This is a genomic window from Campylobacter sp. LH-2024, assembly GCF_048270605.1.
Classification (GTDB): domain Bacteria; phylum Campylobacterota; class Campylobacteria; order Campylobacterales; family Campylobacteraceae; genus Campylobacter_D; species Campylobacter_D molothri.
The window spans coordinates 1,340,589-1,360,973 of record NZ_CP168139.1 but is presented as its reverse complement, the minus strand read 5'-3'; the positions used below and the strand labels follow the sequence as shown (position 1 = coordinate 1,360,973).

The 20,385-nt window shown below is 29.2% G+C and carries 25 protein-coding genes and 5 tRNA genes; 22 read left to right on the top strand and 8 right to left on the bottom strand.

All coding sequences use genetic code 11. The annotated features are described in order from the left end of the window. Positions 1 to 33 precede the first annotated feature (33 nt). Positions 34 to 1,326: a phosphomethylpyrimidine synthase ThiC gene (gene thiC, locus ACD570_RS06940; protein ID WP_337199342.1), complete on the top strand. Its 1,293-nt coding sequence runs from the start codon at positions 34 to 36 to the stop codon at positions 1,324 to 1,326. Here the strand turns inward: thiC and ACD570_RS06935 are convergent. Genes ACD570_RS06935 through ACD570_RS06910 form a run of 6 tightly spaced genes read right to left on the bottom strand, consistent with a single transcriptional unit; the run spans position 1,318 to position 5,437 of the window. Then, on the bottom strand, positions 1,318 to 1,836 hold the full coding sequence (locus tag ACD570_RS06935; RefSeq protein WP_337202077.1) for a hypothetical protein: 519 nt from the start codon (positions 1,834 to 1,836) through the stop codon (positions 1,318 to 1,320). The genes thiC and ACD570_RS06935 overlap by 9 nt on opposite strands. Then, positions 1,826 to 2,356 (bottom strand): hypothetical protein, encoded by a 531-nt coding sequence (locus ACD570_RS06930; protein WP_239820420.1) that lies wholly within the window; start codon positions 2,354 to 2,356, stop codon positions 1,826 to 1,828. The genes ACD570_RS06935 and ACD570_RS06930 overlap by 11 nt, the downstream gene beginning before the upstream one ends. Further along, positions 2,353 to 3,282, bottom strand: a complete 930-nt coding sequence (locus ACD570_RS06925) for a clan AA aspartic protease (protein ID WP_337207446.1) — start codon at positions 3,280 to 3,282, stop codon at positions 2,353 to 2,355. Before ACD570_RS06925 ends, ACD570_RS06930 begins: the two co-directional genes overlap by 4 nt. A 1-nt stretch (position 3,283) precedes the next feature. Then, a complete protein-coding gene (locus ACD570_RS06920) occupies positions 3,284 to 3,913 on the bottom strand; it encodes a lysophospholipid acyltransferase family protein (protein WP_200279995.1) in 630 nt (209 codons plus the stop codon). Beyond that, positions 3,897 to 5,198, bottom strand: coding sequence for a tRNA (N6-isopentenyl adenosine(37)-C2)-methylthiotransferase MiaB (gene miaB, locus ACD570_RS06915; protein WP_337199340.1), 1,302 nt, complete (start codon positions 5,196 to 5,198; stop codon positions 3,897 to 3,899). Before miaB ends, ACD570_RS06920 begins: the two co-directional genes overlap by 17 nt. Next, on the bottom strand, positions 5,195 to 5,437 hold the full coding sequence (locus tag ACD570_RS06910; protein ID WP_200280001.1) for an HP0268 family nuclease: 243 nt from the start codon (positions 5,435 to 5,437) through the stop codon (positions 5,195 to 5,197). The genes miaB and ACD570_RS06910 overlap by 4 nt, the downstream gene beginning before the upstream one ends. Before the next feature lie 127 nt (positions 5,438 to 5,564). On the opposite strand from ACD570_RS06910, the gene nusA reads away from it, so the two are divergent. Next, positions 5,565 to 6,641 (top strand): transcription termination factor NusA, encoded by a 1,077-nt coding sequence (nusA, locus tag ACD570_RS06905; protein WP_200280004.1) that lies wholly within the window; start codon positions 5,565 to 5,567, stop codon positions 6,639 to 6,641. 28 nt (positions 6,642 to 6,669) lie between these two features. Here the strand turns inward: nusA and ACD570_RS06900 are convergent, their stop codons facing one another. After that, on the bottom strand, positions 6,670 to 7,857 hold the full coding sequence (locus ACD570_RS06900) for an MFS transporter (RefSeq protein ID WP_337199338.1): 1,188 nt from the start codon (positions 7,855 to 7,857) through the stop codon (positions 6,670 to 6,672). A 76-nt stretch (positions 7,858 to 7,933) separates the two neighbouring features. Here ACD570_RS06900 and ACD570_RS06895 point away from each other — a divergent pair, with 76 nt between their 5' ends. From ACD570_RS06895 to recG, 3 genes are read left to right on the top strand one after another with little or no spacing between them, the layout of a single operon-like run. After that, positions 7,934 to 8,980, top strand: coding sequence for a dehypoxanthine futalosine cyclase (locus ACD570_RS06895; protein WP_337207443.1), 1,047 nt, complete (start codon positions 7,934 to 7,936; stop codon positions 8,978 to 8,980). Then, complete coding sequence (locus ACD570_RS06890) at positions 8,980 to 10,200, top strand: pitrilysin family protein (RefSeq protein WP_337199337.1); 1,221 nt, start codon at positions 8,980 to 8,982, stop codon at positions 10,198 to 10,200. The genes ACD570_RS06895 and ACD570_RS06890 overlap by 1 nt, the downstream gene beginning before the upstream one ends. Then, on the top strand, positions 10,190 to 12,016 hold the full coding sequence (recG, locus tag ACD570_RS06885) for an ATP-dependent DNA helicase RecG (protein WP_337202083.1): 1,827 nt from the start codon (positions 10,190 to 10,192) through the stop codon (positions 12,014 to 12,016). Before ACD570_RS06890 ends, recG begins: the two co-directional genes overlap by 11 nt. Here recG and ACD570_RS06880 read toward each other — a convergent pair. Further along, positions 12,013 to 12,399: a group III truncated hemoglobin gene (locus ACD570_RS06880; protein WP_337202084.1), complete on the bottom strand. Its 387-nt coding sequence runs from the start codon at positions 12,397 to 12,399 to the stop codon at positions 12,013 to 12,015. The two genes, recG and ACD570_RS06880, sit on opposite strands and share 4 nt — an antisense overlap. Positions 12,400 to 12,477: 78 nt before the next feature. On the opposite strand from ACD570_RS06880, the gene ACD570_RS06875 reads away from it, so the two are divergent. From ACD570_RS06875 to rplL, 17 genes are all read left to right on the top strand, one after another. Beyond that, positions 12,478 to 13,086, top strand: coding sequence for a Crp/Fnr family transcriptional regulator (locus ACD570_RS06875; RefSeq protein WP_337202085.1), 609 nt, complete (start codon positions 12,478 to 12,480; stop codon positions 13,084 to 13,086). 13 nt (positions 13,087 to 13,099) lie between these two features. Further along, the gene (locus ACD570_RS06870; protein ID WP_200280026.1) at positions 13,100 to 13,801 is read left to right on the top strand and encodes an amino acid ABC transporter permease; all 702 of its coding nucleotides are present in this window, start codon (positions 13,100 to 13,102) and stop codon (positions 13,799 to 13,801) included. Continuing rightward, on the top strand, positions 13,794 to 14,450 hold the full coding sequence (locus tag ACD570_RS06865; protein ID WP_239820429.1) for an amino acid ABC transporter permease: 657 nt from the start codon (positions 13,794 to 13,796) through the stop codon (positions 14,448 to 14,450). Before ACD570_RS06870 ends, ACD570_RS06865 begins: the two co-directional genes overlap by 8 nt. Position 14,451: 1 nt before the next feature. Beyond that, on the top strand, positions 14,452 to 15,189 hold the full coding sequence (locus ACD570_RS06860) for an amino acid ABC transporter ATP-binding protein (protein WP_239820430.1): 738 nt from the start codon (positions 14,452 to 14,454) through the stop codon (positions 15,187 to 15,189). A gap of 131 nt (positions 15,190 to 15,320) precedes the next feature. Continuing rightward, positions 15,321 to 15,396, top strand: a tRNA-Thr gene (locus tag ACD570_RS06855). Positions 15,397 to 15,444: 48 nt separating this feature from the next. Beyond that, positions 15,445 to 15,530 (top strand) — tRNA-Tyr (locus tag ACD570_RS06850). 6 nt (positions 15,531 to 15,536) lie between these two features. After that, positions 15,537 to 15,613, top strand: a tRNA-Gly gene (locus ACD570_RS06845). An 88-nt stretch (positions 15,614 to 15,701) separates the two neighbouring features. Then, a tRNA-Thr gene (locus tag ACD570_RS06840) sits at positions 15,702 to 15,776 on the top strand. Between the two features lie 71 nt (positions 15,777 to 15,847). Continuing rightward, entirely contained in the window at positions 15,848 to 17,047 is a 1,200-nt protein-coding gene (gene tuf / locus ACD570_RS06835; protein WP_137622495.1) for an elongation factor Tu, read from the top strand. 55 nt (positions 17,048 to 17,102) lie between these two features. Then, entirely contained in the window at positions 17,103 to 17,261 is a 159-nt protein-coding gene (gene rpmG, locus ACD570_RS06830; RefSeq protein ID WP_137620925.1) for a 50S ribosomal protein L33, read from the top strand. A gap of 6 nt (positions 17,262 to 17,267) precedes the next feature. Beyond that, positions 17,268 to 17,343, top strand: a tRNA-Trp gene (locus ACD570_RS06825). 17 nt (positions 17,344 to 17,360) lie between these two features. Beyond that, on the top strand, positions 17,361 to 17,540 hold the full coding sequence (gene secE / locus ACD570_RS06820) for a preprotein translocase subunit SecE (RefSeq protein WP_200280049.1): 180 nt from the start codon (positions 17,361 to 17,363) through the stop codon (positions 17,538 to 17,540). A 12-nt stretch (positions 17,541 to 17,552) separates the two neighbouring features. After that, on the top strand, positions 17,553 to 18,086 hold the full coding sequence (gene nusG / locus ACD570_RS06815) for a transcription termination/antitermination protein NusG (RefSeq protein ID WP_337202087.1): 534 nt from the start codon (positions 17,553 to 17,555) through the stop codon (positions 18,084 to 18,086). A 21-nt stretch (positions 18,087 to 18,107) separates the two neighbouring features. Next, positions 18,108 to 18,533 (top strand): 50S ribosomal protein L11, encoded by a 426-nt coding sequence (gene rplK / locus ACD570_RS06810; RefSeq protein WP_066777288.1) that lies wholly within the window; start codon positions 18,108 to 18,110, stop codon positions 18,531 to 18,533. 58 nt (positions 18,534 to 18,591) lie between these two features. Then, entirely contained in the window at positions 18,592 to 19,293 is a 702-nt protein-coding gene (gene rplA / locus ACD570_RS06805; protein ID WP_337207439.1) for a 50S ribosomal protein L1, read from the top strand. Positions 19,294 to 19,445: 152 nt separating this feature from the next. After that, the gene (gene rplJ / locus ACD570_RS06800) at positions 19,446 to 19,925 is read left to right on the top strand and encodes a 50S ribosomal protein L10 (protein WP_239820432.1); all 480 of its coding nucleotides are present in this window, start codon (positions 19,446 to 19,448) and stop codon (positions 19,923 to 19,925) included. Positions 19,926 to 19,937: 12 nt separating this feature from the next. Then, positions 19,938 to 20,315 (top strand): 50S ribosomal protein L7/L12, encoded by a 378-nt coding sequence (gene rplL, locus ACD570_RS06795; RefSeq protein ID WP_239820433.1) that lies wholly within the window; start codon positions 19,938 to 19,940, stop codon positions 20,313 to 20,315. The last annotated feature ends 70 nt before the right edge of the window (positions 20,316 to 20,385 follow it).

The following is a 20,385-nucleotide window of genomic DNA, read 5'->3' as shown; positions in this document are numbered from 1 at the left end:
TTCATTTATCCAAAAATTTTTTAAGGATAAAATATGAAAACCCAAATGCTTTACGCAAAAGAAGGTATTTTCACCAAAGAAATGCAAATTGTCGCCCAAAAAGAGCAAGTCAGTCAAGATTTTTTACTTGAAAATATTGCTTGTGGTAAGATCATTATTCCTGCTAATATTAATCATAAAAGTCTTGATCCAAACGGTATAGGATTTGGACTTCGCACCAAAGTAAATGTTAATTTAGGTGTTTCAAATGATTGTATCGATTATAGTGAAGAGATGAAAAAAGTAGAACTTGCTCATAAATTTGAGATTGAAGCCATTATGGATTTAAGTAATTATGGAAAAACAAGTCATTTTAGAGATGAACTTATTGCTTTTTCAAGAGCAATGATAGGCACGGTTCCTGTTTATGATGCAGTAGGATTTTTAGAAAAAGATCTAAAACAAATTAAAGCTAAAGATTTTTTAGATGTAGTTTATCATCATGCAAAAAGTGGTGTAGATTTTATGACTATACACGCTGGAATAAATTCACGTGCTGTTAGGGTTTTTAAAGAAGGAAAAAGACTTACAAATATAGTTTCAAGAGGAGGATCTGTGCTTTATGCTTGGATGATAATGAAAGAGGCTGAAAATCCTTTTTTTGAATATTATGATGATTTATTAGAAATTTGTTTAAAATATGATGTAACTTTATCTTTAGGCGATGCTTTACGTCCAGGTTCTACACACGATTCAACCGATGCATCGCAAATTGCGGAACTTATAGAATTATCCTTACTAACGCAAAGGGCTTGGGAAGCTGGAGTTCAAGTGATGATAGAGGGTCCTGGACATATGGCAATAAATGAAATTGAAGCCAATATGCAACTTGAAAAACGTCTTTGCAAAGGAGCACCTTTTTATGTTTTAGGACCTTTGGTTACAGATATTGGTGCAGGATATGATCATATTAGTGGAGCGATCGGAGGAGCTGTAGCAGCTGCTAATGGTGCCGATATACTTTGCTATGTAACGCCGGCTGAACACTTAAGACTTCCAAATTTAGATGATGTTAGAGATGGAATAGTTGCAACTAAAATTGCAGCTCATGCAGGTGATATTGCCAAATTGCCAAAAGAAAGAGCAAGAGATGATGATATGAGTAAAGCAAGACAAAATATAGATTGGGAAAAAATGTTTAAGTTTGCCATTGATGGAGAGAAGGCTAAAAAAATGTTTAACGAACGTCGCCCAGATGATTTAAATTCTTGTTCTATGTGTGGAAAAATGTGCGCGATGAATACAATGAATCAAGCTCTAAAAGGTGAAGATGTAAGCTTAATCTGAGTAAATTTCTATAGAAAAATTTATAGCAATGCCTTTCGGTGTTGCTTTTAATACAATAGGATCACTAATCTTAATTAAATTATCATAATCCTTTAAAGCGTCAATAAAGTTGTAAAAATTTTTAGGATTATCCATTAAACCTTCAATTTTTAATTTTTTATATAAATATTCTTCTTGGGATTGTAATTTTATATTGGTTATTTTAATATTCTTAAAATAATATTTTAGGAATTGATTAAATTTTTTTTCATCAAATTTTTGTTGAAATTGATCTAAATTTTTTTTATTTATATTTTGCAAATGTGTAACTTTATCTTCACTAGATTTTAAATCAATTTTAAAAGAATTAACCGTTCCAATTTGAGAATTTTCTCTTAAATTTATTTGCTCATAATCTTTTAACACCGGTAATAATAAAAATAAAATTAAAGCTGTGCAGATACTAATAAAACTCAAGGCAAGAATGAGAATTCTTACTATATTTAATTCTTCAAGGCTTTTATCTTTCATCACAGCAACCTCCAGTATTTTTTTTACTTATACTTACAAAGCGATACCATCCATTGCTTAAGCGGTAATAGGTAGTATTGCTTTGATCAAAAATACTTTTTAAAGGAGTTTCTAGAAGAAGACTAAACATTTCCATAGTCGGAGTTACTCCGATAAGTTGTAAAGAATCTTTTTCTTGATCTACACTTTCGAGTGTTATAGATCCTGTTTGCACAACAATATCAAATAGATTTTTTAAGCTTTTTTTTGCAATTTCATTTTGGTCTTTGATATTATTAGCAATTTTGCTTTTGTTTAAGAGAAGTTGGTATAAATTTTCGTTATTTTTAATTTCTTTTTGCATTTTAACAACTTCTTCTTTTTGTGCTTTGATAGAATGAGAAACAAATGCAATTTTTGTTAAATATAAAAAATACATAAAAAAAATAAAGATAATCCCAAAAATAAAAAGAGCGGCCCAAATTTTAATAAATAAAGTTAAAATAGGTTTTTTTCTAGGTTTAATAAAACTATAAGTCATAGGGTTTCCTTGCGCATAAGCTCAAACATAAGATCAAAGGTATTTATTTGTCGAGTGGTGATTTCTAAAAAAGTTTCATTTTCTAAAAATTCAGTAGCTTCTATGCTGAGTTCTTGTTCACTTAATACATGTATATTATTGATAAAATTGCCAGAGTATTTTTCGTCATTATAAAACTTTTCAATGCTAGAGATAATACAATGTGCAATTTCTATATCATTATTAAATTGGCTTAGATTATCAAAATTTAAGAATTCATCTTCTTTTGAATCATTTTTTTCTTGTGATAAATTCTCAAAATTTTCATCCAAATTCTCAAAATTTAATTCATTATTGAAAATATTTTCATCAAATTCTTCACTCAATGATTCATTATTATCGGATTCTTGATCTAAAAAAATTAATTCTCCATATAAAATTTCAAGATTTTTACAAACCATAATGGTTAATATTTGTTTGCATTGATAAGCATATAGAGTTATTTTATCATCATATTTATTTTGTTTTGAAATATTAAAATAAAGCAATGCAAAAGGAGAATATAAAAAATCTAGACCATTATAATCTTCAAAAATTTCATGAAAATATTCTACATGCTCAGTTGCTGCATAGATTAAAGCATTGTTAAGGGTTATGTATTTTAAACTTATCTTACCTACATTAAATTTTTCCAAGTCTTCATTTTTTGTGCTTGGGATAAGACCTTGTTCTTTGGCATTTAAAAAAAGTGCAGTATGAAAAAATAAAAATTTTTTACTTAAGGTTTTAACGTATTCTAGTAAATCTTCACTTTTTTCAAAGGTTTTTTCACTACTACTTATTAATTTTTTGTTTCTATATATAGCTGCTTTAAGGACATTTTTTTTATCTTCTAAAATAATACCAATAAAAATTTGAGGTAAGATTTTTTTAAGTACAAATAACATTTCATTCCTTAAAACTGTCTAATTCTTCAATATGTTTAAAACAAGCCAATAATTTTTTTTTAGCTTCATCTTTATCCAAATTTGAAATATCTAAAGGCTCACTTAATCGATAAATCAATGTTGTAAAAGGTTTAGGAAGGATCATCTTATCCCAACTTTTAAATTTCCAAAAACGCTTTGCCTCGTAATTTAATAGTCTTATTTTAACATTTTTTTTCTGAGCAAGCAATATAGCTCCATCTGCAATACTACGATAAGGACCACGTGGTCCATCCGGAGTGATAACAATATCGTCTTTTTCATCTAAAACTTTAAAAGCAGATCTTAAAGCTGTACTAGCGCCTTTTGAGGTGCTTCCTCTAATTGTATTTAGATGAAATAGTTTAATAATTCTAGCAATCATTTCTCCATCTCTATGATGAGAAATCATAACATAGGCTTTTTTATTTTTTTGCCTAAAATATCTAAAAGCAAATGGCATTAATGCCAAGCGTCCATGCCAAAAAAGTATGACATGGGGCGCTTTATCAATTTTATTTCCTTTATATATTTTTTTACAACTTAAGAAAATTAACCATTGTAAAATAAATACCAGATATGTTATTAATGTGGTTTTAAACGAGTTCCCCATATAAAACCATACGTTTTGCATTTTTGATCTTTACTTTTTTGATTTGCCCCAAAAGCTCTTCACTATGCTCAACTTGAACCAAAAAGTTATTATCTGTTCTTCCTGCTATTGAATGATTAGGTCTTAATTCTTCAAATAAAACTTCAAATTCCTTATTATTTTGTTTTTCAACAATTTCATCTAAAATTTCATTGTGGCGATTTTGTAAAATAGAAAGTCTTTGAGACGCTATTTCAGAATCAATTTGATTTGGCATAGTAGCTGCTTTAGTTAAAGGACGTTTTGAATATTTAAAAGAAAACATTTGCTCAAATCGAATTTTTTCTAAAACATCCATAGTATCTTCAAAATCTTTTTCACTTTCTCCAGGAAATGCAACGATAATGTCTGTAGAAATGCTTACATTTGGACATAATTCTCTAAGTTTTAAAGCTCTATTGAGATACCATTCTTTTGTATAACCGCGTTTCATTGCTTTTAAAATTTCAGTAGAACCGCTTTGTAAAGGCATATGCATAGATTTGCAAATTTTAGGATTTTTTGAAAAAACTTCTAAAAATTTATCGTCCATATGCAATGGATGAGGACTAGTAAAACGAATTCGTTCTAAACCTTCTATAGTGCTAAGTTCTTCTAATAGATCTGAAAAATCCATTTTTTTATGATTATTTCGAAATCTTTTACCGTAATTATTTACATTTTGTCCAAGTAAAAAAATTTCTTTCGCTCCTTTTTTGACAGCTTTAATTGCCTCATTATATATAATTTCAAAAGGTATGGAAATTTCATCACCTCTAGTGTGAGGAACTATGCAATAAGTGCAATGTTTATCACATCCTATAGAGATATTAATATAAGATTTGTAAATACTATTTCTAAAATCAGCAAAAGCAAATTCACTTTCATCATAGTCAATATCAACGCTAATAAACTTTGGAGTATTAATAGCTTGAGTAATTTTAGAAATATTTCTTGCGCCTAAAACAAAATCAACATAAGGAGCACGACGAAAAATTTCATTACCTAAATGAGAAGCGGTACAGCCACATACTCCTATTTTAGCATTTTTCTTTTTTATTTTTTCAAATCCTCCTACCTCAGAAAAAAGCTTATGTACCGGCTTTTCTCGAACAGAGCAAGTGTTAATAAGTATTAAATCTGCTTCTTTTATATCTTGCGTTAGAGAGTAATTTTCTTTTTGTGTAAGTTCTGCGATCATATGTTCAGAATCTCTGACATTCATCGCACAACCTAAAGTTTGAATAAAAAGTTTTTTAGCGCTCAAAGAATATGCACCTCATACATAAAATCATTATCATCTAAACCATATTTAATAGTTCTATGATAAACACTTAAACCTTTTTTTTCAAAATACTCTACTAGGGCAATAAGATCTTTGTGAGAATTCTCCTTGTCAAAATAGAAAAACTTTTGTCCATCTTTTATTACAGCCTCTTCAATTTTGCCAAGGCTTATATTTTTTGGTTTTTCATCAATTAAATTTCTTGCTAATTTTAAATCCATGTTATATCCTTAAAGCATCTTTTAAATTTATAATTTTATCAAATTTTACTTTTAATTAAACTTATTAAAGGTATACTTTTAATCTACTTTTTAAATTTAAAATCCCAAAATTAAGGTATTAATAATAATGGAAAAAATCGCAGATATTATAGAAAGCATTGCGAATGAAAAAAACTTAGAATTAGAAAGTGTTAAGGAAAAGGTTATTTTAGCCTTGACAAATACTGCTAAAAGAATCTATGGTCAACAATATGATTTTTTTGTAGATAGAAAAAAATTAAATCTTTATCAAAAAATTACCGTTGTGGCAGATAATGATCCAAGATTGGAGGAAAGTAAAGAGAGTTTTATTGCTCTTAGCAAAGCAAAAGCTGAAGCTCCTGATGTTGAAATTGGAGATGAGCTTACTTATGAATGTTCTTTAGAAAATTTAGGAAGAACAGCAGTTAATATATTACATAAAGAATTAGAATATCATATCCAAAAATTATTAGAACAAACTATTTTTGAAAAATATAAAAACAAAATTGGAAAAATAGTATTTGGCAATGTTGTTCGTATTGATAATGATGAAAATACTTTTATAGAAATTGATGAATTAAGAGCTTTTTTGCCAAGAAAAAATCGTATTAAGGGTGAAAAATTTAAGATAGGAGATGTTGTTAAAGCAGTTATAAAGCGTGTTTATACTGATAAAGGTATTAAGATGGAATTAAGTCGAACAAGTCCTAAATTTTTAGAATGTTTGTTAGAGGCTGAAGTTCCAGAAATTAAAGATGGATATGTTCATATTGTTGGATGTGCTAGAATTCCAGGAGAAAGGGCGAAGATTATACTTAAATCTAATGGTATAAATATAGATCCGGTTGGAGCTACAGTTGGAGTTAAAGGAGTTAGAATTAATGCAGTAAGTAAGGAATTGCACAATGAAAATATTGATTGTATTGAATTTAGCAACGAACCTGAGATTTTAATCGCAAGAACTTTAGCGCCTGCTATAGTAAATTCTGTCAAGATTGAAGATAAAAAAGCTATTGTAAGTTTAAATAGTGAGCAAAAAAGTAAAGCTATAGGAAAAAGTGGCATTAATATACGCCTTGCAAGTATGTTAAGTGGTTATGAAATTGAGCTTTGTGAATTAAAAAATCATTCTTTAAGCAATGAAGAAGCTTTAAAGAATTTGCAAGATTTATTTAAAATTTAAAGCAAATTAATCTGTAAATTTTCTAAATTTACAGATATTTTTTTTCAAACCATTTCCAATAAAAAGCTGCAAAAATAAATAAAGTTCCAAGAAGAAAAGTAATCACTTTTAAACTTAAACTTAATTCAAATAAAAATCCCATAAGTTGAGAAATAATGGCGCTAAAACTAAGATAGACCATATCAGTATAAGCGATCACTCTTCCATAATAAGATTTATCACAGTTTTTTTGTATCATGGTATAAGTATAAGCCCAAAGTGAAGAAGTAAAGAAACCTGCAGCAATTAGTCCTAAAAAAGAGATATAAAAATTAAATTGAGTTAAAGCCCATAGTATAATTCCACATCCTTGGCCTAAGTATAAAAAAAATAAAGTTTTATTATTTACTAATTTACTTAAAATAATAGGCCCTAATGTTAAAGAGCAAGCACGCACAGCATTTAAAAAACCAATTACCAAAGCAGTAGATAAAACTTCTTTATATTCATGTTGAGCAAGCAAGGTTACTAAAGTTTCATAAGCTGTAAAACCTATAAAAGAGTGAAATAATATCAGATGGATAATTATTTTATTTTTTAAAATATAATTAAATCCTTCTTTAATCATCAAATAAAAATTACTTTGAATTTTTTGTTTAATATTTGGAATCTTTAAGTGAGTTAAAAATGAAAAGCCAATTATGATAAGAAAACAATCAAATAAAAAAGCTGTTTTAATTCCAAAAATATCAATAAAAATACCAGAAGTAGCCATTCCTGCTGTGTAAGAAACTGCCCAAATAATACTATGCATTTCATTGGCAAGTTTTAATTCTTGAGTATTTAAAATTTTTGCAAGAAGACTCATTTCGGTTTGAAAGTAAATAGAAGCAACGCATAATCTAATAAAAATTAGAATAAATAAAAGCCAAAGCATGCTAAGATTTGTTACGAAGCTGAGGCAAAAAATAGAAATAAATTCAATACTTATCATGCTTAATAAAAGTTTTTTAGGTTTATTTCTTTCAATTATAACTCCGCTAATAGGAGCGAGTAAAACCCCAGGTAGAAAGGCAAGCATAGCGCTTGTTGAGGTTGCCCAAGTGGGAGCATTAAGATTCACTAGCAGCGTAAAAACACCTGTTTGTGCAAACCAAGCACCAAAATAAACTATAAATTGAACCGAAGCCAGAATTCTAATCGTCTTATTGTTTTTTAATAAATCAAAGTAATTCATAAATGAAATTATAGCACAATTTATATTTTAAATGCTATAATATTTTCAAAAAATAATGTATGCAAGGATAAATAATTTGAAAAGACTAAATAAAATAGAAGCTTTAGATATATTAAAAAATGCTAGTTTGGTTGAGATTGGAAAAATGGCTTATCAAAAAAAAATAGAACTTCATCCTGAAAAAATTACTACTTTTGTTGTTGATAGAAATATAAATTATACTAATGTTTGCTGTATTGATTGTTCTTTTTGTGCATTTTATCGTCATCATAAAGAAGATGATGCTTATATTTTAAGTTTTGAAGAAATTGGTAAAAAAATAGAAGAATTAGAGGCTATAGGTGGAACTCAAATTCTTTTTCAAGGTGGAGTGCATCCAAAACTTAAAATTGAATGGTATGAGGAACTTGTTTCTTGGATTAAAGAGCATTATCCTAATATAACAATTCATGGCTTTTCTGCGGTTGAAATTGCTTATATTGCTAAAGCATCTAAAATTTCTATAGCAGAAGTTTTGCAAAGATTACAACAAAAGGGTTTGTTTTCCATACCTGGTGCAGGTGCTGAGGTTTTAAGTGATAGAGTACGTGATATTATAGCGCCAAATAAATGTGATACTAAAACTTGGCTAGAGGTGCATCGCCAAGCTCATAAAATTGGCATGAAAAGCACAGCTACTATGATGTTTGGAACAGTTGAAAACGATGAGGAAATTATAGATCATTTAGATCACTTAAGAACGCTTCAAGATGAAACGGGTGGATTTCGAGCTTTCATTTTATGGAGTTTTCAAAGTGAAAATACACTTTTAATTCAAAAACATCCTGAAATTATGAAGCAAAGTTCTAATAAATATCTTAGACTTCTAGCTCTTTCAAGACTTTATTTAGATAATTTTAAAAATTTGCAAAGTTCTTGGGTGACGCAAGGTTCTTTAATAGGACAACTTGCCTTAAAATTTGGTGCTAATGATTTGGGGTCAACTATGATGGAAGAAAATGTAGTAAGTGCTGCGGGTGCAAGCTATAGGATGAATCAAGATGAAATGATACGATTGATTAGAAGTTTAGGCGAAAACCCTGCAAAACGTAATACAGCTTATGAAATTTTGGAGAAATTTTAATGCAATATTTAGAGAATCAAGGAATAAAAATTCCTTTTATTTTTGAAAAAAATCAAGATTTACCTATCGTTGTTTTAAAACTTGTTTTTCAAAATTGTGGACGAAGTTATGATGAAATTGCTGGACTTGCAAAAATGTTTTCTCGTATTTTAAACGAGGGAGTTGATGATCAATTTTTTAAAGAATTAGAATTTAGAGCCATTAGTTTAGAGGCAAGTAGTGGTTTTGAAAGTTTAGAAATTAATCTTTCTTGTTTAAATGAACATTTTAAATTTGCCATGCATCAAATTGAGCGATTATTGTTAAAACCTAGAATAGAAGAGAAAATTTTAAAAAAAATAAAAATTAATACTTTGGGTGAATTGGCAAGTAAAAAAAGTGACTTTGATTATTTAGCAAAAAATTTACTCAATTCTGAAGTTTTTGAATATTTAGAATTTCAAAGTCCTAACGATGGAGATGAAAAAAGCATAGAAAGTATTACTTTAGAATCATTACATCATTACTATAAAAAAAATATTCATTTAAATAATTTAGTGTGTGTTATAGGTGGAAATATTGAAGAAAAAGAAGCGAAAGATTTTTTAAATAGTCTACTTGAAAAGCTTCATAAAGGAGAAGTAAATAAAAATAAAAAATATGAGTTTTGTAAAAAAAATAAAGATAAAGTTTTAGTTCGAAAAGAAAGTGAACAAGCTTATATTTATTTTGCTACTCCGTTGCATTTGAGTTTTAATGATAAAGATATTCATCTAGCTAAAATCGCTTTATTTGTTTTGGGGCAAGGTGGATTTGGATCAAGAATTATGGAGGAAATTCGCGTAAAAAGAGGATTGGCTTATTCAGCTTATGCTATGCTAGATATAAGATTATCTTTTTCGAGAATTTTTGGATATTTGCAAACTAAGAATGAAAGCGCTACCGAGGCAAAAAAAATTATTAAAGAGCTCTTTGATAATTTTTTGCAATATGGCATTAATGAAAATGAACTTATTCAAGCTAAAAATTTTCTTATAGGTTCCTCTCCTTTGCGTTATGAAAGTCTTTCTAAACGCTTAGCTATAGCCTTTAATGAGTATTATCAAGGATTAGAGCAAGGGTATTATAAAAAAGAATTAAATTTGATACAAGAAGTAAAACTTGATGAAATTAATGCTTATATTAAGAAGCATAAAGAGATATTAAATATCAGTTTTGCTAGTATTCAAAATGAAAATTAAAGAAAATGATTTTGAACTTTTTAAAAAGTTAAGAATAAAAAGTGCTATTGATTTAGCACTTATTTTGCCCAAAAAGATTGAAAATTTAAATCCAAGTAAATTTCCTAGAGAAAATGAAATTTGTACTCAAAAAATTGTTTTAAAAAGTATAAATTATAATAAAAATCAACTTTTTGGCACAGGATTTTGCAAAGAATGGAATAAAAACATTTCTTTTGTTTTTTTTCATCCAAGACCCTGGCATCATAAAGTTTTAAAAATAGGTAAAGAAATTATTTTTAATGCTAAACTGACCTTTTTTAATCATTTTTGGCAATTTAATAATCCTAAAATTTTAAATTCTTTTGAAAATTTTGTTCCAAAATATCAAATTCAAGGTATTAGAGATTCAAAAATTCAAGAATTTATGAAAAAATATCTTACTTTTGAAAATTTAAAAGAAAGTGGAATAGATGATAAATATATAAATTTTATTTTAAATTTACACGCTTATGATGAAAGAAGTTTTGCTATGTTTCAAAATTTAAATCTTTTTTTAAATGATTTAAAATATATTGAAATTTTTAATTTTCTAAGACGATTAAAGGCAAAAAAAACTCATTATAAATCTTATAAAATTGATATTTTCAATATCAATAATTGGCTCAATCAGCTCCCTTTTTTACCTACTCAAGATCAACTTAAAGCTTTAAAGGATATAGAGCAAGACTTAAATTCAAGCGAAGCTAAAAGACGGGTTATCATGGGTGATGTTGGATGCGGAAAAACCTTGATTTTATTAGGGGCTGCTCTAATGGTTTATCCAAAACAAGCAATTTTGATGGCGCCAACTAGTATACTTGCAAATCAGCTTTATGAAGAGGCAAAGAAACTTTTGCCCGATTTTGTTAATATTTTATTTATTAAAGGGGGTAAAAAGGAAAAAGATTTAGCTCAAAAATTACAAAGAGCTAATTTGATTATAGGCACTCACGCTTTAATACATTTGGAAAATCATGAAGCTGTTTTAGTGATGATTGATGAGCAACATCGTTTCGGTTCAGCCCAAAGGCAAAAAATTTATACTTTAAATAAAAAAGATTTTGCACCACACTTTATACAATTTTCAGCAACACCTATTCCAAGAACTTTAAGCATGATACAATCAGAATTTTTACAATTTAGTTTTGTTAAGCAAATGCCTTTTAAAAAAGATATTTCTACTTTTTGCATACAAAATGAAGATTTTTCACGATTAAATGAAAAGATAAAAGAAGAGATTGCGCAAAATCATCAAATTATCATCATTTATCCTTTGGTTAATCCAAGTGATAAAATTCCTTATCTTTCTTTGGAGCAAGCTAGTGAATATTGGCAAAGCCATTATGAAAAAGTTTTTATAACTCATGGAAAAGATAAACAAAAGGATGAAATTTTAAAGCGTTTTCGAGATGAAGGAAATATTTTACTAAGTACTACTGTTGTAGAGGTTGGAATTTCTTTGCCAAGATTAAGTACTATTATAATAGTTGGAGCAGAACGTTTAGGACTAGCTACTTTGCATCAACTTCGAGGAAGAGTTGGAAGAATTGGAATTAAAAGTACGTGTTATCTTTATACAAAACTTAAGGAAATTCCTACGCGCTTGAAAGAATTTGCAAATACTTTAGATGGTTTTAAAATCGCAGAACTTGATCTTAAAAATCGCTTAAGCGGAGATTTGCTAGATGGTTTGTTTCAGCATGGAAATGAGTTTATTTTTTTTGATTTTTCAAAAGATGAAGAGATTTTAAAACAGGCAAAAGAGGATTTAAAAAATAAGAATATCATCGATTAACGAGATTCCTTATTTCGATAAAGTATGTTTTTAAAATGAGAAGCTATCATTTGCGCACGTTGTAAAATTATACTTTTTATTTCTTCATTATAGATTTTGCTTAAACTTTCCTCAAAAAGTTTTAACCAAATTTCGAAAAATTCTTCAGGAAAATGAGGTAAATCAAGATGTTTTTTTAAAGGTTGTCCATTGTAACTGCCTTGACCTAAAAGAATGCCTGACCAAAAATTTCCTATTTTTATTTTATGCTCTTCCCATTGTTGATTGCTTGTTCCTATGGCATTATTAAAAATAGGCCCTAATTTTTCATCCCTTCTTATTTTTTCATAAAATATTTCCATAAGCATTTTTATATTTTCTTGAGTGATGGTGTTTGATTTCATAAATAATCTTCTCCGATATTAATCTTATAAGGTTAATATAACAAAAAATAGCAAAATTTTATTTAACATAGGTTAAAAATGAAGGATGAAAATTTTTTAAAATATTTATATAAAATAGGAAGAATAAGAAAAATAAGAAAAAATAATATTTTATTTTACGAGGGAGAGGAGGCAAAACATTTTTTTATTTTATTACAAGGAAAAATACGAGTTTATAAGCATGCCAAGATGAATAAAGAAATTACTTTGCATTATTTTAAACCCTTTGATTTTATTGCAGAAATGCCAGCTTTTAAAAAAATCAATTACCCAGCAAGTGCTATTTGTGAAGAAGAGGGTAAAGTATTAGAAATTAATTTTATTGAGTTTGAAAATTTATGCAATAAAAACAATGAATTTAACTTAATATTAATTAGCTCTCTATTAAATAAAATAAAAATTTTAGAGAAAAAAATATTGCAAAATTCTTTAGATTTGAAAACAAAATTACTAAAATATATTTTGGAAAATGAAAAAAAATTAGATACAATTCTCCAAAAACAAATTGCAATAGATTTAAATGTAAGAGTACAATCTTTATCTAGGGTATTAAAAGAGTTAAAGTTGGCTAAATTAATTGACATAAAAAAAGGTAAAATTGAAATTATAAATAAAAAAATACTCTTAGATGAAGTTTGGCAAAATTAAGGATAATAAGGATATGGATTTAAATTTTATAATTAATCATTTAAATGTATTTATAGCAGCTGCTTGGCTTACCTTAAAATTAAGTTTTTTTGGTATTGTGTTTTCTATAATCATAGGATTATTTTGCATCTTAATGAGTTATTTTAGGATCAAATTTATAGAACAAATTTGTAAAATTTATATAGAATTATCTCGCAATACACCTTTATTGATACAACTTTTTTTTCTTTACTATGCTTTACCTAAATTTGATATTCATTTAGAACAAATTCCTCCTTTAAATTTAATTTGTTTAAGTGTTGATGAAACTTTGCGTCCAGCTTTTGCTTGTGCAATTTTTGGTCTTAGTTTTTTAGGAGGATCTTATATGGCTGAGAGTTTTAGATCCGGATTTGAAGCTATTAGAAAGCAGCAATTTGAAGCAGGGCTTTCTTTAGGTTTTACAAAATTAGGAAATTTCCGTTATGTTATTTTGCCTCAAATACTTGCTATTTCCATATCGAGTATTAGTGCAAATATTATTTTTCTTATCAAAGAAACCTCAGTGGTAAGCATTATAGCCTTGCCTGATTTGGTTACAGCTATGAAAGACCTAAATTCTTTAACCTATAAAACAGATGAGCTTTTGTTTCTTTTGTTTATGGGGTATTTATGCATTATCCTGCCAATCTCTTTGATATTATTTTTTGTAGAAAAAAGGCTTTCAAATGCTTAGTTTATTAAATTTAGATACTTTAAGTCGTCTTTGGCAAGGCTTATTTATTACACTTGAAATTTCTATTATTAGCATTATAATTACCTCTTTTTTTGGGCTTATTCTAGGTATTTTGATGAGTTTTAAAAATCGTTATATCTATATTTTGTGCCGCTTTATTTTAGAATTTGTGAGAATTATGCCCCTTTTAGTTTGGCTTTTTATTGTATATTTTGGTTTTTCAAGATGGCTAGGAGTTAATTTAAGTAGTACGGTTTCAGCTATTATTGTATTTAGTATTTGGGGAAGTTTTGAAATGATGGATTTGGTTAGATCTTCATTGCAAAGTATTCCCAAGCACCAATATGAAAGTGCTAAAAGTTTAGGTTTAAATAAATTTCAAGCGTATTTTTATATCATTATTCCACAAGCTTTTCGTCGCCTTACTCCTGTGAGTATGAATTTGCTTACACGTATGATTAAAAGCACAACTTTTGCTTATTTAATCGGTAGTGTAGAACTTGTAAAGGTAGGACAGCAAATTATTGAATTTAACAATAAAAATGATTTGGCTCCTTTTATTATTTATGGTTTTATTTTTTTTATTTTTTTTATAATTTGTTACCCTATCACTTTATATTCTAGAAAATTAGAAAAAAAATGGAGTTAAAATGAGTATTTTAAAAGTAAAAAATTTGCAAAAATATTATGGAACCCATCATGTTTTAAAAAATATTAATTTAGAGGTAAAACAAAAAGAAGTTGTTGTGATTTTAGGTCCGAGTGGGTGCGGAAAATCAACTTTTTTAAGATGTATCAATGGTTTAGAAGAGATTGCAGATGGAGTAATACAAATTGGTCATGATGTTATTGACAAAAATTTTAAAGATTGGACAAGGGTACGTCAAAAAGTAGGTATGGTATTTCAATCCTATGAACTATTTGAACATTTAAGCGTTAAAGATAATATACTTTTAGGACCTTTAAAGGTGCAAAAAAGATCTAAAGAAGAAGTTTTAAAAGAAGCTAAGATATGGCTTGAAAAAGTAGGACTAATTCATAAGATAGATGCTTTTCCCAGAGAATTAAGTGGAGGGCAAAAACAAAGAATTGCTATTGTAAGAAGTCTTTGCATGAATCCAGAACTTATGCTTTTTGACGAAGTAACAGCAGCGCTTGATCCTGAAATTGTTCGCGAAGTATTAGAGGTTATGTTAAATTTAGCTAAAGATGGTATGACAATGTTGATTGTTACACATGAGATGGGTTTTGCTAAAGCTGTTGCCGATAAGATAGTTTTTATGGATAATGGTGAAATAATTGAGGAAAATAATCCACATAATTTTTTTGAAAACCCTAAAAGCGAAAGGGCAAAAAAATTTTTAAATTTGTTTGATTATCATAAATAATTTTATGATAACATTTTCCACTAATAAATATTTGGTTAAATTATAAATATTTTCTTGACAAAATATTTTTTTTAATATATAATTTCGTTTTTTTAAAAATTTGATTTTGAGAATTTTTAAAACCGAAACTTGCTGGTTTAGCTCAGTTGGTAGAGCAGCTGCCTTGTAAGCAGCAGGTCGGGGGTTCAAGTCCCTTAACCAGCTCCATTTTATTTTTGTGACAGTGTTTGACCAGATATTTTATATGGTGATAATGGTGAGTTACTCAAGTGGCCAACGAGGGCAGACTGTAAATCTGCTGGCTTTCGCCTTCCGTGGTTCGAATCCACGACTCACCACCATGCTTTGCGGGAGTAGCTCAGTTGGCTAGAGCATCAGCCTTCCAAGCTGAGGGTCGCGGGTTCGAGTCCCGTTTCCCGCTCCAATGTTTAACTGGGAGCTGTATTTTAACTATAACTACAGTATATTCCCATATTTTTTTCAGTTGTCTGTATTATATTGGTTTTCTGAGCGCTCGTATGGCTCAGAGGTAGAGCACTCCCTTGGTAAGGGAGAGGTCGCGGGTTCAATTCCCGCTATGAGCTCCATTATTTTATTGAAAAGATTATAAATATAGACTCGGTTTTGCTTACATTTATTTTTATATTGGAGGAAAAAAATGGCTAAAGAAAAATTTTCACGTAATAAGCCACACGTAAATATAGGTACTATTGGTCACGTTGACCATGGTAAAACTACTTTGACAGCCGCTATTTCTGCTGTTCTTTCAAGAAGAGGTTTGGCAGAGCTTAAAGATTATGACAATATTGATAATGCTCCTGAAGAAAAAGAACGTGGTATTACTATTGCTACTTCTCATATTGAATATGAAACAGAAAATCGACATTATGCACACGTTGATTGCCCAGGACACGCTGACTATGTTAAAAATATGATTACAGGTGCTGCGCAAATGGATGGTGCAATTCTTGTTGTTTCTGCAGCAGATGGCCCAATGCCTCAAACTAGAGAGCATATTCTACTTTCTCGTCAAGTAGGTGTTCCATATATAGTTGTTTTTATGAATAAAGCAGATATGGTTGATGATGCTGAACTTTTAGAATTAGTCGAAATGGAAATTAGAGAATTATTAAGCTCTTATGATTTCCCAGGAGATGATACTCCAATTATTTCTGGTTCTGCATTAAAAGCCCTTGAAGAAGCTAAAGCTGGTCAAGATGGTGAGTGGTCTAAAAAAGTGCTAGATCTAATGGCAGCAGTTGATAGCTATATTCCAACTCCAACTCGTGATACTGAAAAAGATTTCTTGATGCCAATTGAAGATGTTTTCTCAATTTCTGGTCGTGGTACAGTTGTTACTGGAAGAATTGAAAAAGGTGTAGTTAAAGTAGGTGATACTATTGAAATTGTTGGTATTAAAGATACACAAACTACGACTGTTACTGGTGTTGAAATGTTTAGAAAAGAAATGGATCAAGGTGAAGCTGGAGATAACGTAGGTGTTCTTCTTCGTGGTACTAAAAAAGAAGAAGTTATTCGTGGAATGGTTCTTGCAAAACCAAAATCAATTACTCCTCATACTGATTTTGAAGCTGAAGTTTATATTTTAAATAAAGACGAAGGTGGTAGACATACTCCATTCTTTAATAATTATAGACCTCAATTTTATGTAAGAACAACGGATGTTACAGGTTCTATTAAATTAGCAGATGGCGTTGAAATGGTTATGCCAGGTGAAAACGTAAGAATTACAGTAAGCCTAATAGCTCCAGTAGCTCTTGAAGAAGGAACGCGCTTTGCTATCCGTGAAGGCGGTAAAACAGTTGGTTCTGGTGTTGTTTCTAAAATAATTAAATAAAATATTCTAAAAAGTCAAGTTTTGATACTTGACTTTTGTTTTTTAAGGGAAAAAAATGAGAATTAAAATTGGTTTAAAATGTGAAGAATGTGGTGATATTAATTACAGCACTTATAAAAATAGTAAAAATACAACTGAAAAGTTAGAATTAAAAAAATATTGTCCAAGATTGAAAAAACATACACTTCACAAAGAAGTAAAATTAAAAAGTTAAGCTCTTAGGGCAATAGCTCTAAAGGTAGAGCGTCGGATTCCAAATCCGCAGGTTGGGGGTTCGAATCCCTCTTGCCCTGCCATATTAAGGTTTATATAAATGGAAAAATTAATAACTTATTTTAAATTATCAAAGGCTGAACTAAGGAAAGTAATTTTTCCTTTAAAAGAACAAGTTCGAAATGCTTATATTACTGTTTTTATAGTAGTTGCGGTTATTTCAGTATTTTTGGCATTAGTAGATTGGATTATGTCATCTATTGTTTCTTTAGTTATATAATAGGAGATAGTGATGAGTACTTATAAATGGTATGCAATTCAAACTTATGCTGGTAGTGAAATGGCTGTAAAAAGAGCTATTGAAAATTTGGTTAAAGATAATGGCATTGAAGATAGATTAAAAGAAATAGTTGTTCCAACAGAGGATGTTATCGAATTTAAAAATGGAAAAGAAAAGATTAGTGAAAGAAGTTTGTATTCAGGATATGTATTTGCACATCTTGATCTTAATACGGAACTTTGGCATAAAATTCAGTCTCTTCCTAAAGTTGGACGTTTTATTGGGGAGTCTAAGAAACCAACCCCTTTGACAGAAAAAGATATTAATTTAATTTTAGAAAAAGTTCATAATCGTGCAGCTCCTAAACCAAAAATTTCTTTTGAAGAAGGAGAAAATGTAAGAATTACCGAAGGCCCGTTTGCGAATTTTACTGCTATTGTAGAAGAATATGATATGGTTAGAGGTTTGCTGAAATTAAATGTTTCTATTTTTGGACGTTCAACTCCGGTAGAGATCTTGTATTCTCAAGTTGAAAAAATAATTTAAATTTATTTAAGGAGAATTGTTATGGCTAAAAAAGTTGTAGGCGAAATTAAATTACAAATTGCTGCCACTAAAGCAAATCCGTCGCCACCAGTCGGTCCTGCTTTAGGTCAGCAAGGCGTTAATATTATGGAATTTTGTAAAGCTTTTAATGAAAGAACAAAGGATATGGCAGGTTTTAACATTCCTGTTGTTATCACAGTTTATGCAGATAAAAGTTTTACTTTTATTACAAAGCAACCACCAGCTACAGATTTAATCAAAAAAGCAGCTGGTATTTCTAAGGGCACAGATAATCCTTTAAAAAATAAAGTTGGAAAATTAACTCGTGCTCAAGTTTTGGAAATTGTTGATAAAAAAATTGCAGATTTGAATACTAAAGATAGAGAGCAAGCAGCAAAAATTATTGCCGGTTCAGCTCGTTCTATGGGTGTTGAAATCGTTGATTAATTCTTTTGACCGCTTAAAGTAAAAAGCGGTAGCACTTTAAAATGCGGAGAGTATAAAAATGGCTAAAATGGTAAAAAGATTAAAAGATTTATTAGAAAAAATTGATTCAAATAAAATTTACAGTCTTAAGGAAGCAATAGAAACAGTTAAGGAATTAAAATCAGCAAAATTTGATGAAACTGTTGAAATCGCTTTAAAATTAAATGTTGATCCAAGACATGCTGATCAAATGGTAAGAGGATCTGTTGTACTTCCTGCTGGTACAGGTAAAAAAGTTCGTGTAGCTGTCATTGCAAAAGATGCCAAGGCAGATGAAGCTAAAAATGCTGGAGCAGATATTGTTGGAAGTGATGATTTGGTTGAAGAAATTCAAAAAGGAAATATGAATTTTGACGTATTAATTGCAACTCCAAATTTAATGGGCTTAGTGGGTAAAGTAGGTAGAATTTTAGGCCCTAAAGGTTTGATGCCAAATCCAAAAACTGGAACAGTAACAATGGATGTTGCACAAGCTGTAAATAATGCTAAAAGTGGACAAGTAAATTTTAGAGTTGATAAGCAGGGAAATATCCACGCAGGACTTGGAAAAGTAAGTTTTTCTAAAGAGCAATTATGGGATAATATCTCAACTTTTATAAAAGCTATTAATAAGCATAAACCAGCTGCAGCAAAAGGTAGATATATTAAAAATGCCACTTTATCTTTAACTATGAGTCCATCAGTAAAACTTGAAATTCAAGAATTACTTGATATGAAATAAAGAGTTAAAAAACTCTTTATTCTTAAGAAATAAACATTTGAGAAAATTTAATATTTTTTGAAATGTTTATTTTAGATTGAAGATAGTCGAGGCGTAAGCTTAATTGGAAAAATTTCCTCTCTACTTGAAATCTCAATCGGAAAGGAGAAAATGTGACTAGAAGTGAAAAAGTTGAAGTTATTGCTAAGCTTGAAGAAAATTTCAAAGTTAGTGAAGCCATTATAGTTTGTGATTATAAGGGTTTATCTACTAAGAAATTGGAAGAACTTAGAAATAATGCAAGAGAAAATAATGTAAAAGTTCAAATTATTAAAAATACTTTGGCTAACATTGCTCTTAATAATTCCGGAAAAACAGGTCTAGTTCTTAAAGATACAAATATTTATCTTTGGGGAGAAGATCAACTTAGTGTTTCAAAAGTAGCTGCTAAATTTGAAGAAAATAATGATAAATTTCAAATTAAAACTGCTTTTGTTGATGGCGAAGTTGCAGATGTTGCTAAAGTTAAAGCTTTAGCTAAAATGCCTTCACGTAATGAGTTGCTTGCTATGCTTTTGCAAGTTTGGAAAGCGCCAATTGCCAACTTTACTATTGGTTTAAATGCGCTAAAAAATAAAAAAGAAACTGAATAAAAAGGATTTAAAATGGCAATTTCAAAAGAAGATGTATTAGAATATATTTCAAATTTAAGTGTTCTTGAGCTTTCTGAGCTTGTGAAAGAATTTGAAGAAAAATTTGGTGTATCAGCTGCTCCGGTAATGGTAGCTGGAGGAGCGGTAGCAGGTGGTAGTACTTCAGCCGCTGAGGAAAAAACAGAATTTGATATCGTTTTAACTGATGGTGGTGCTAAAAAGATTGAAGTAATTAAAATTGTTAGAGCTTTAACAGGTCTTGGGCTTAAAGAAGCTAAGGATGCTGTAGAGCAAACTCCTTCAACTTTGAAAGAAGGTGTAGCTAAAGCTGAAGCAGAAGAAGCCAAAAAACAACTTGAAGAAGCTGGTGCTAAAGTAGAGCTTAAATAATTATTTTTTTAATTGGATTTAGTTTAAGAAGATTTGTTTTTAACAAGTCTTCTTTTTTTGTTTTTACCTA

Excerpts from the sequence above, each read along its gene's own strand:
- ACD570_RS06920 (WP_200279995.1), bottom strand. The coding sequence starts at position 3,913 with ATGGGGAACTCGTTTAAAACCACATTAATAACATATCTGGTATTTATT.
- thiC (WP_337199342.1), top strand. The coding sequence starts at position 34 with ATGAAAACCCAAATGCTTTACGCAAAAGAAGGTATTTTCACCAAAGAA.
- secE (WP_200280049.1), top strand. The coding sequence starts at position 17,361 with ATGGAAAAATTAATAACTTATTTTAAATTATCAAAGGCTGAACTAAGG.
- ACD570_RS06860 (WP_239820430.1), top strand. The coding sequence starts at position 14,452 with ATGAGTATTTTAAAAGTAAAAAATTTGCAAAAATATTATGGAACCCAT.
- ACD570_RS06930 (WP_239820420.1), bottom strand. The coding sequence starts at position 2,356 with ATGACTTATAGTTTTATTAAACCTAGAAAAAAACCTATTTTAACTTTA.
- ACD570_RS06890 (WP_337199337.1), top strand. The coding sequence starts at position 8,980 with ATGCAATATTTAGAGAATCAAGGAATAAAAATTCCTTTTATTTTTGAA.
- ACD570_RS06900 (WP_337199338.1), bottom strand. The coding sequence starts at position 7,857 with ATGAATTACTTTGATTTATTAAAAAACAATAAGACGATTAGAATTCTG.
- ACD570_RS06875 (WP_337202085.1), top strand. The coding sequence starts at position 12,478 with ATGAAGGATGAAAATTTTTTAAAATATTTATATAAAATAGGAAGAATA.
- recG (WP_337202083.1), top strand. The coding sequence starts at position 10,190 with ATGAAAATTAAAGAAAATGATTTTGAACTTTTTAAAAAGTTAAGAATA.
- ACD570_RS06935 (WP_337202077.1), bottom strand. The coding sequence starts at position 1,836 with ATGAAAGATAAAAGCCTTGAAGAATTAAATATAGTAAGAATTCTCATT.
- ACD570_RS06880 (WP_337202084.1), bottom strand. The coding sequence starts at position 12,399 with ATGAAATCAAACACCATCACTCAAGAAAATATAAAAATGCTTATGGAA.
- ACD570_RS06870 (WP_200280026.1), top strand. The coding sequence starts at position 13,100 with ATGGATTTAAATTTTATAATTAATCATTTAAATGTATTTATAGCAGCT.
- rpmG (WP_137620925.1), top strand. The coding sequence starts at position 17,103 with ATGAGAATTAAAATTGGTTTAAAATGTGAAGAATGTGGTGATATTAAT.
- rplK (WP_066777288.1), top strand. The coding sequence starts at position 18,108 with ATGGCTAAAAAAGTTGTAGGCGAAATTAAATTACAAATTGCTGCCACT.
- ACD570_RS06910 (WP_200280001.1), bottom strand. The coding sequence starts at position 5,437 with ATGGATTTAAAATTAGCAAGAAATTTAATTGATGAAAAACCAAAAAAT.
- rplA (WP_337207439.1), top strand. The coding sequence starts at position 18,592 with ATGGCTAAAATGGTAAAAAGATTAAAAGATTTATTAGAAAAAATTGAT.
- nusA (WP_200280004.1), top strand. The coding sequence starts at position 5,565 with ATGGAAAAAATCGCAGATATTATAGAAAGCATTGCGAATGAAAAAAAC.
- ACD570_RS06865 (WP_239820429.1), top strand. The coding sequence starts at position 13,794 with ATGCTTAGTTTATTAAATTTAGATACTTTAAGTCGTCTTTGGCAAGGC.
- nusG (WP_337202087.1), top strand. The coding sequence starts at position 17,553 with ATGAGTACTTATAAATGGTATGCAATTCAAACTTATGCTGGTAGTGAA.
- rplL (WP_239820433.1), top strand. The coding sequence starts at position 19,938 with ATGGCAATTTCAAAAGAAGATGTATTAGAATATATTTCAAATTTAAGT.
- ACD570_RS06925 (WP_337207446.1), bottom strand. The coding sequence starts at position 3,282 with ATGTTATTTGTACTTAAAAAAATCTTACCTCAAATTTTTATTGGTATT.
- tuf (WP_137622495.1), top strand. The coding sequence starts at position 15,848 with ATGGCTAAAGAAAAATTTTCACGTAATAAGCCACACGTAAATATAGGT.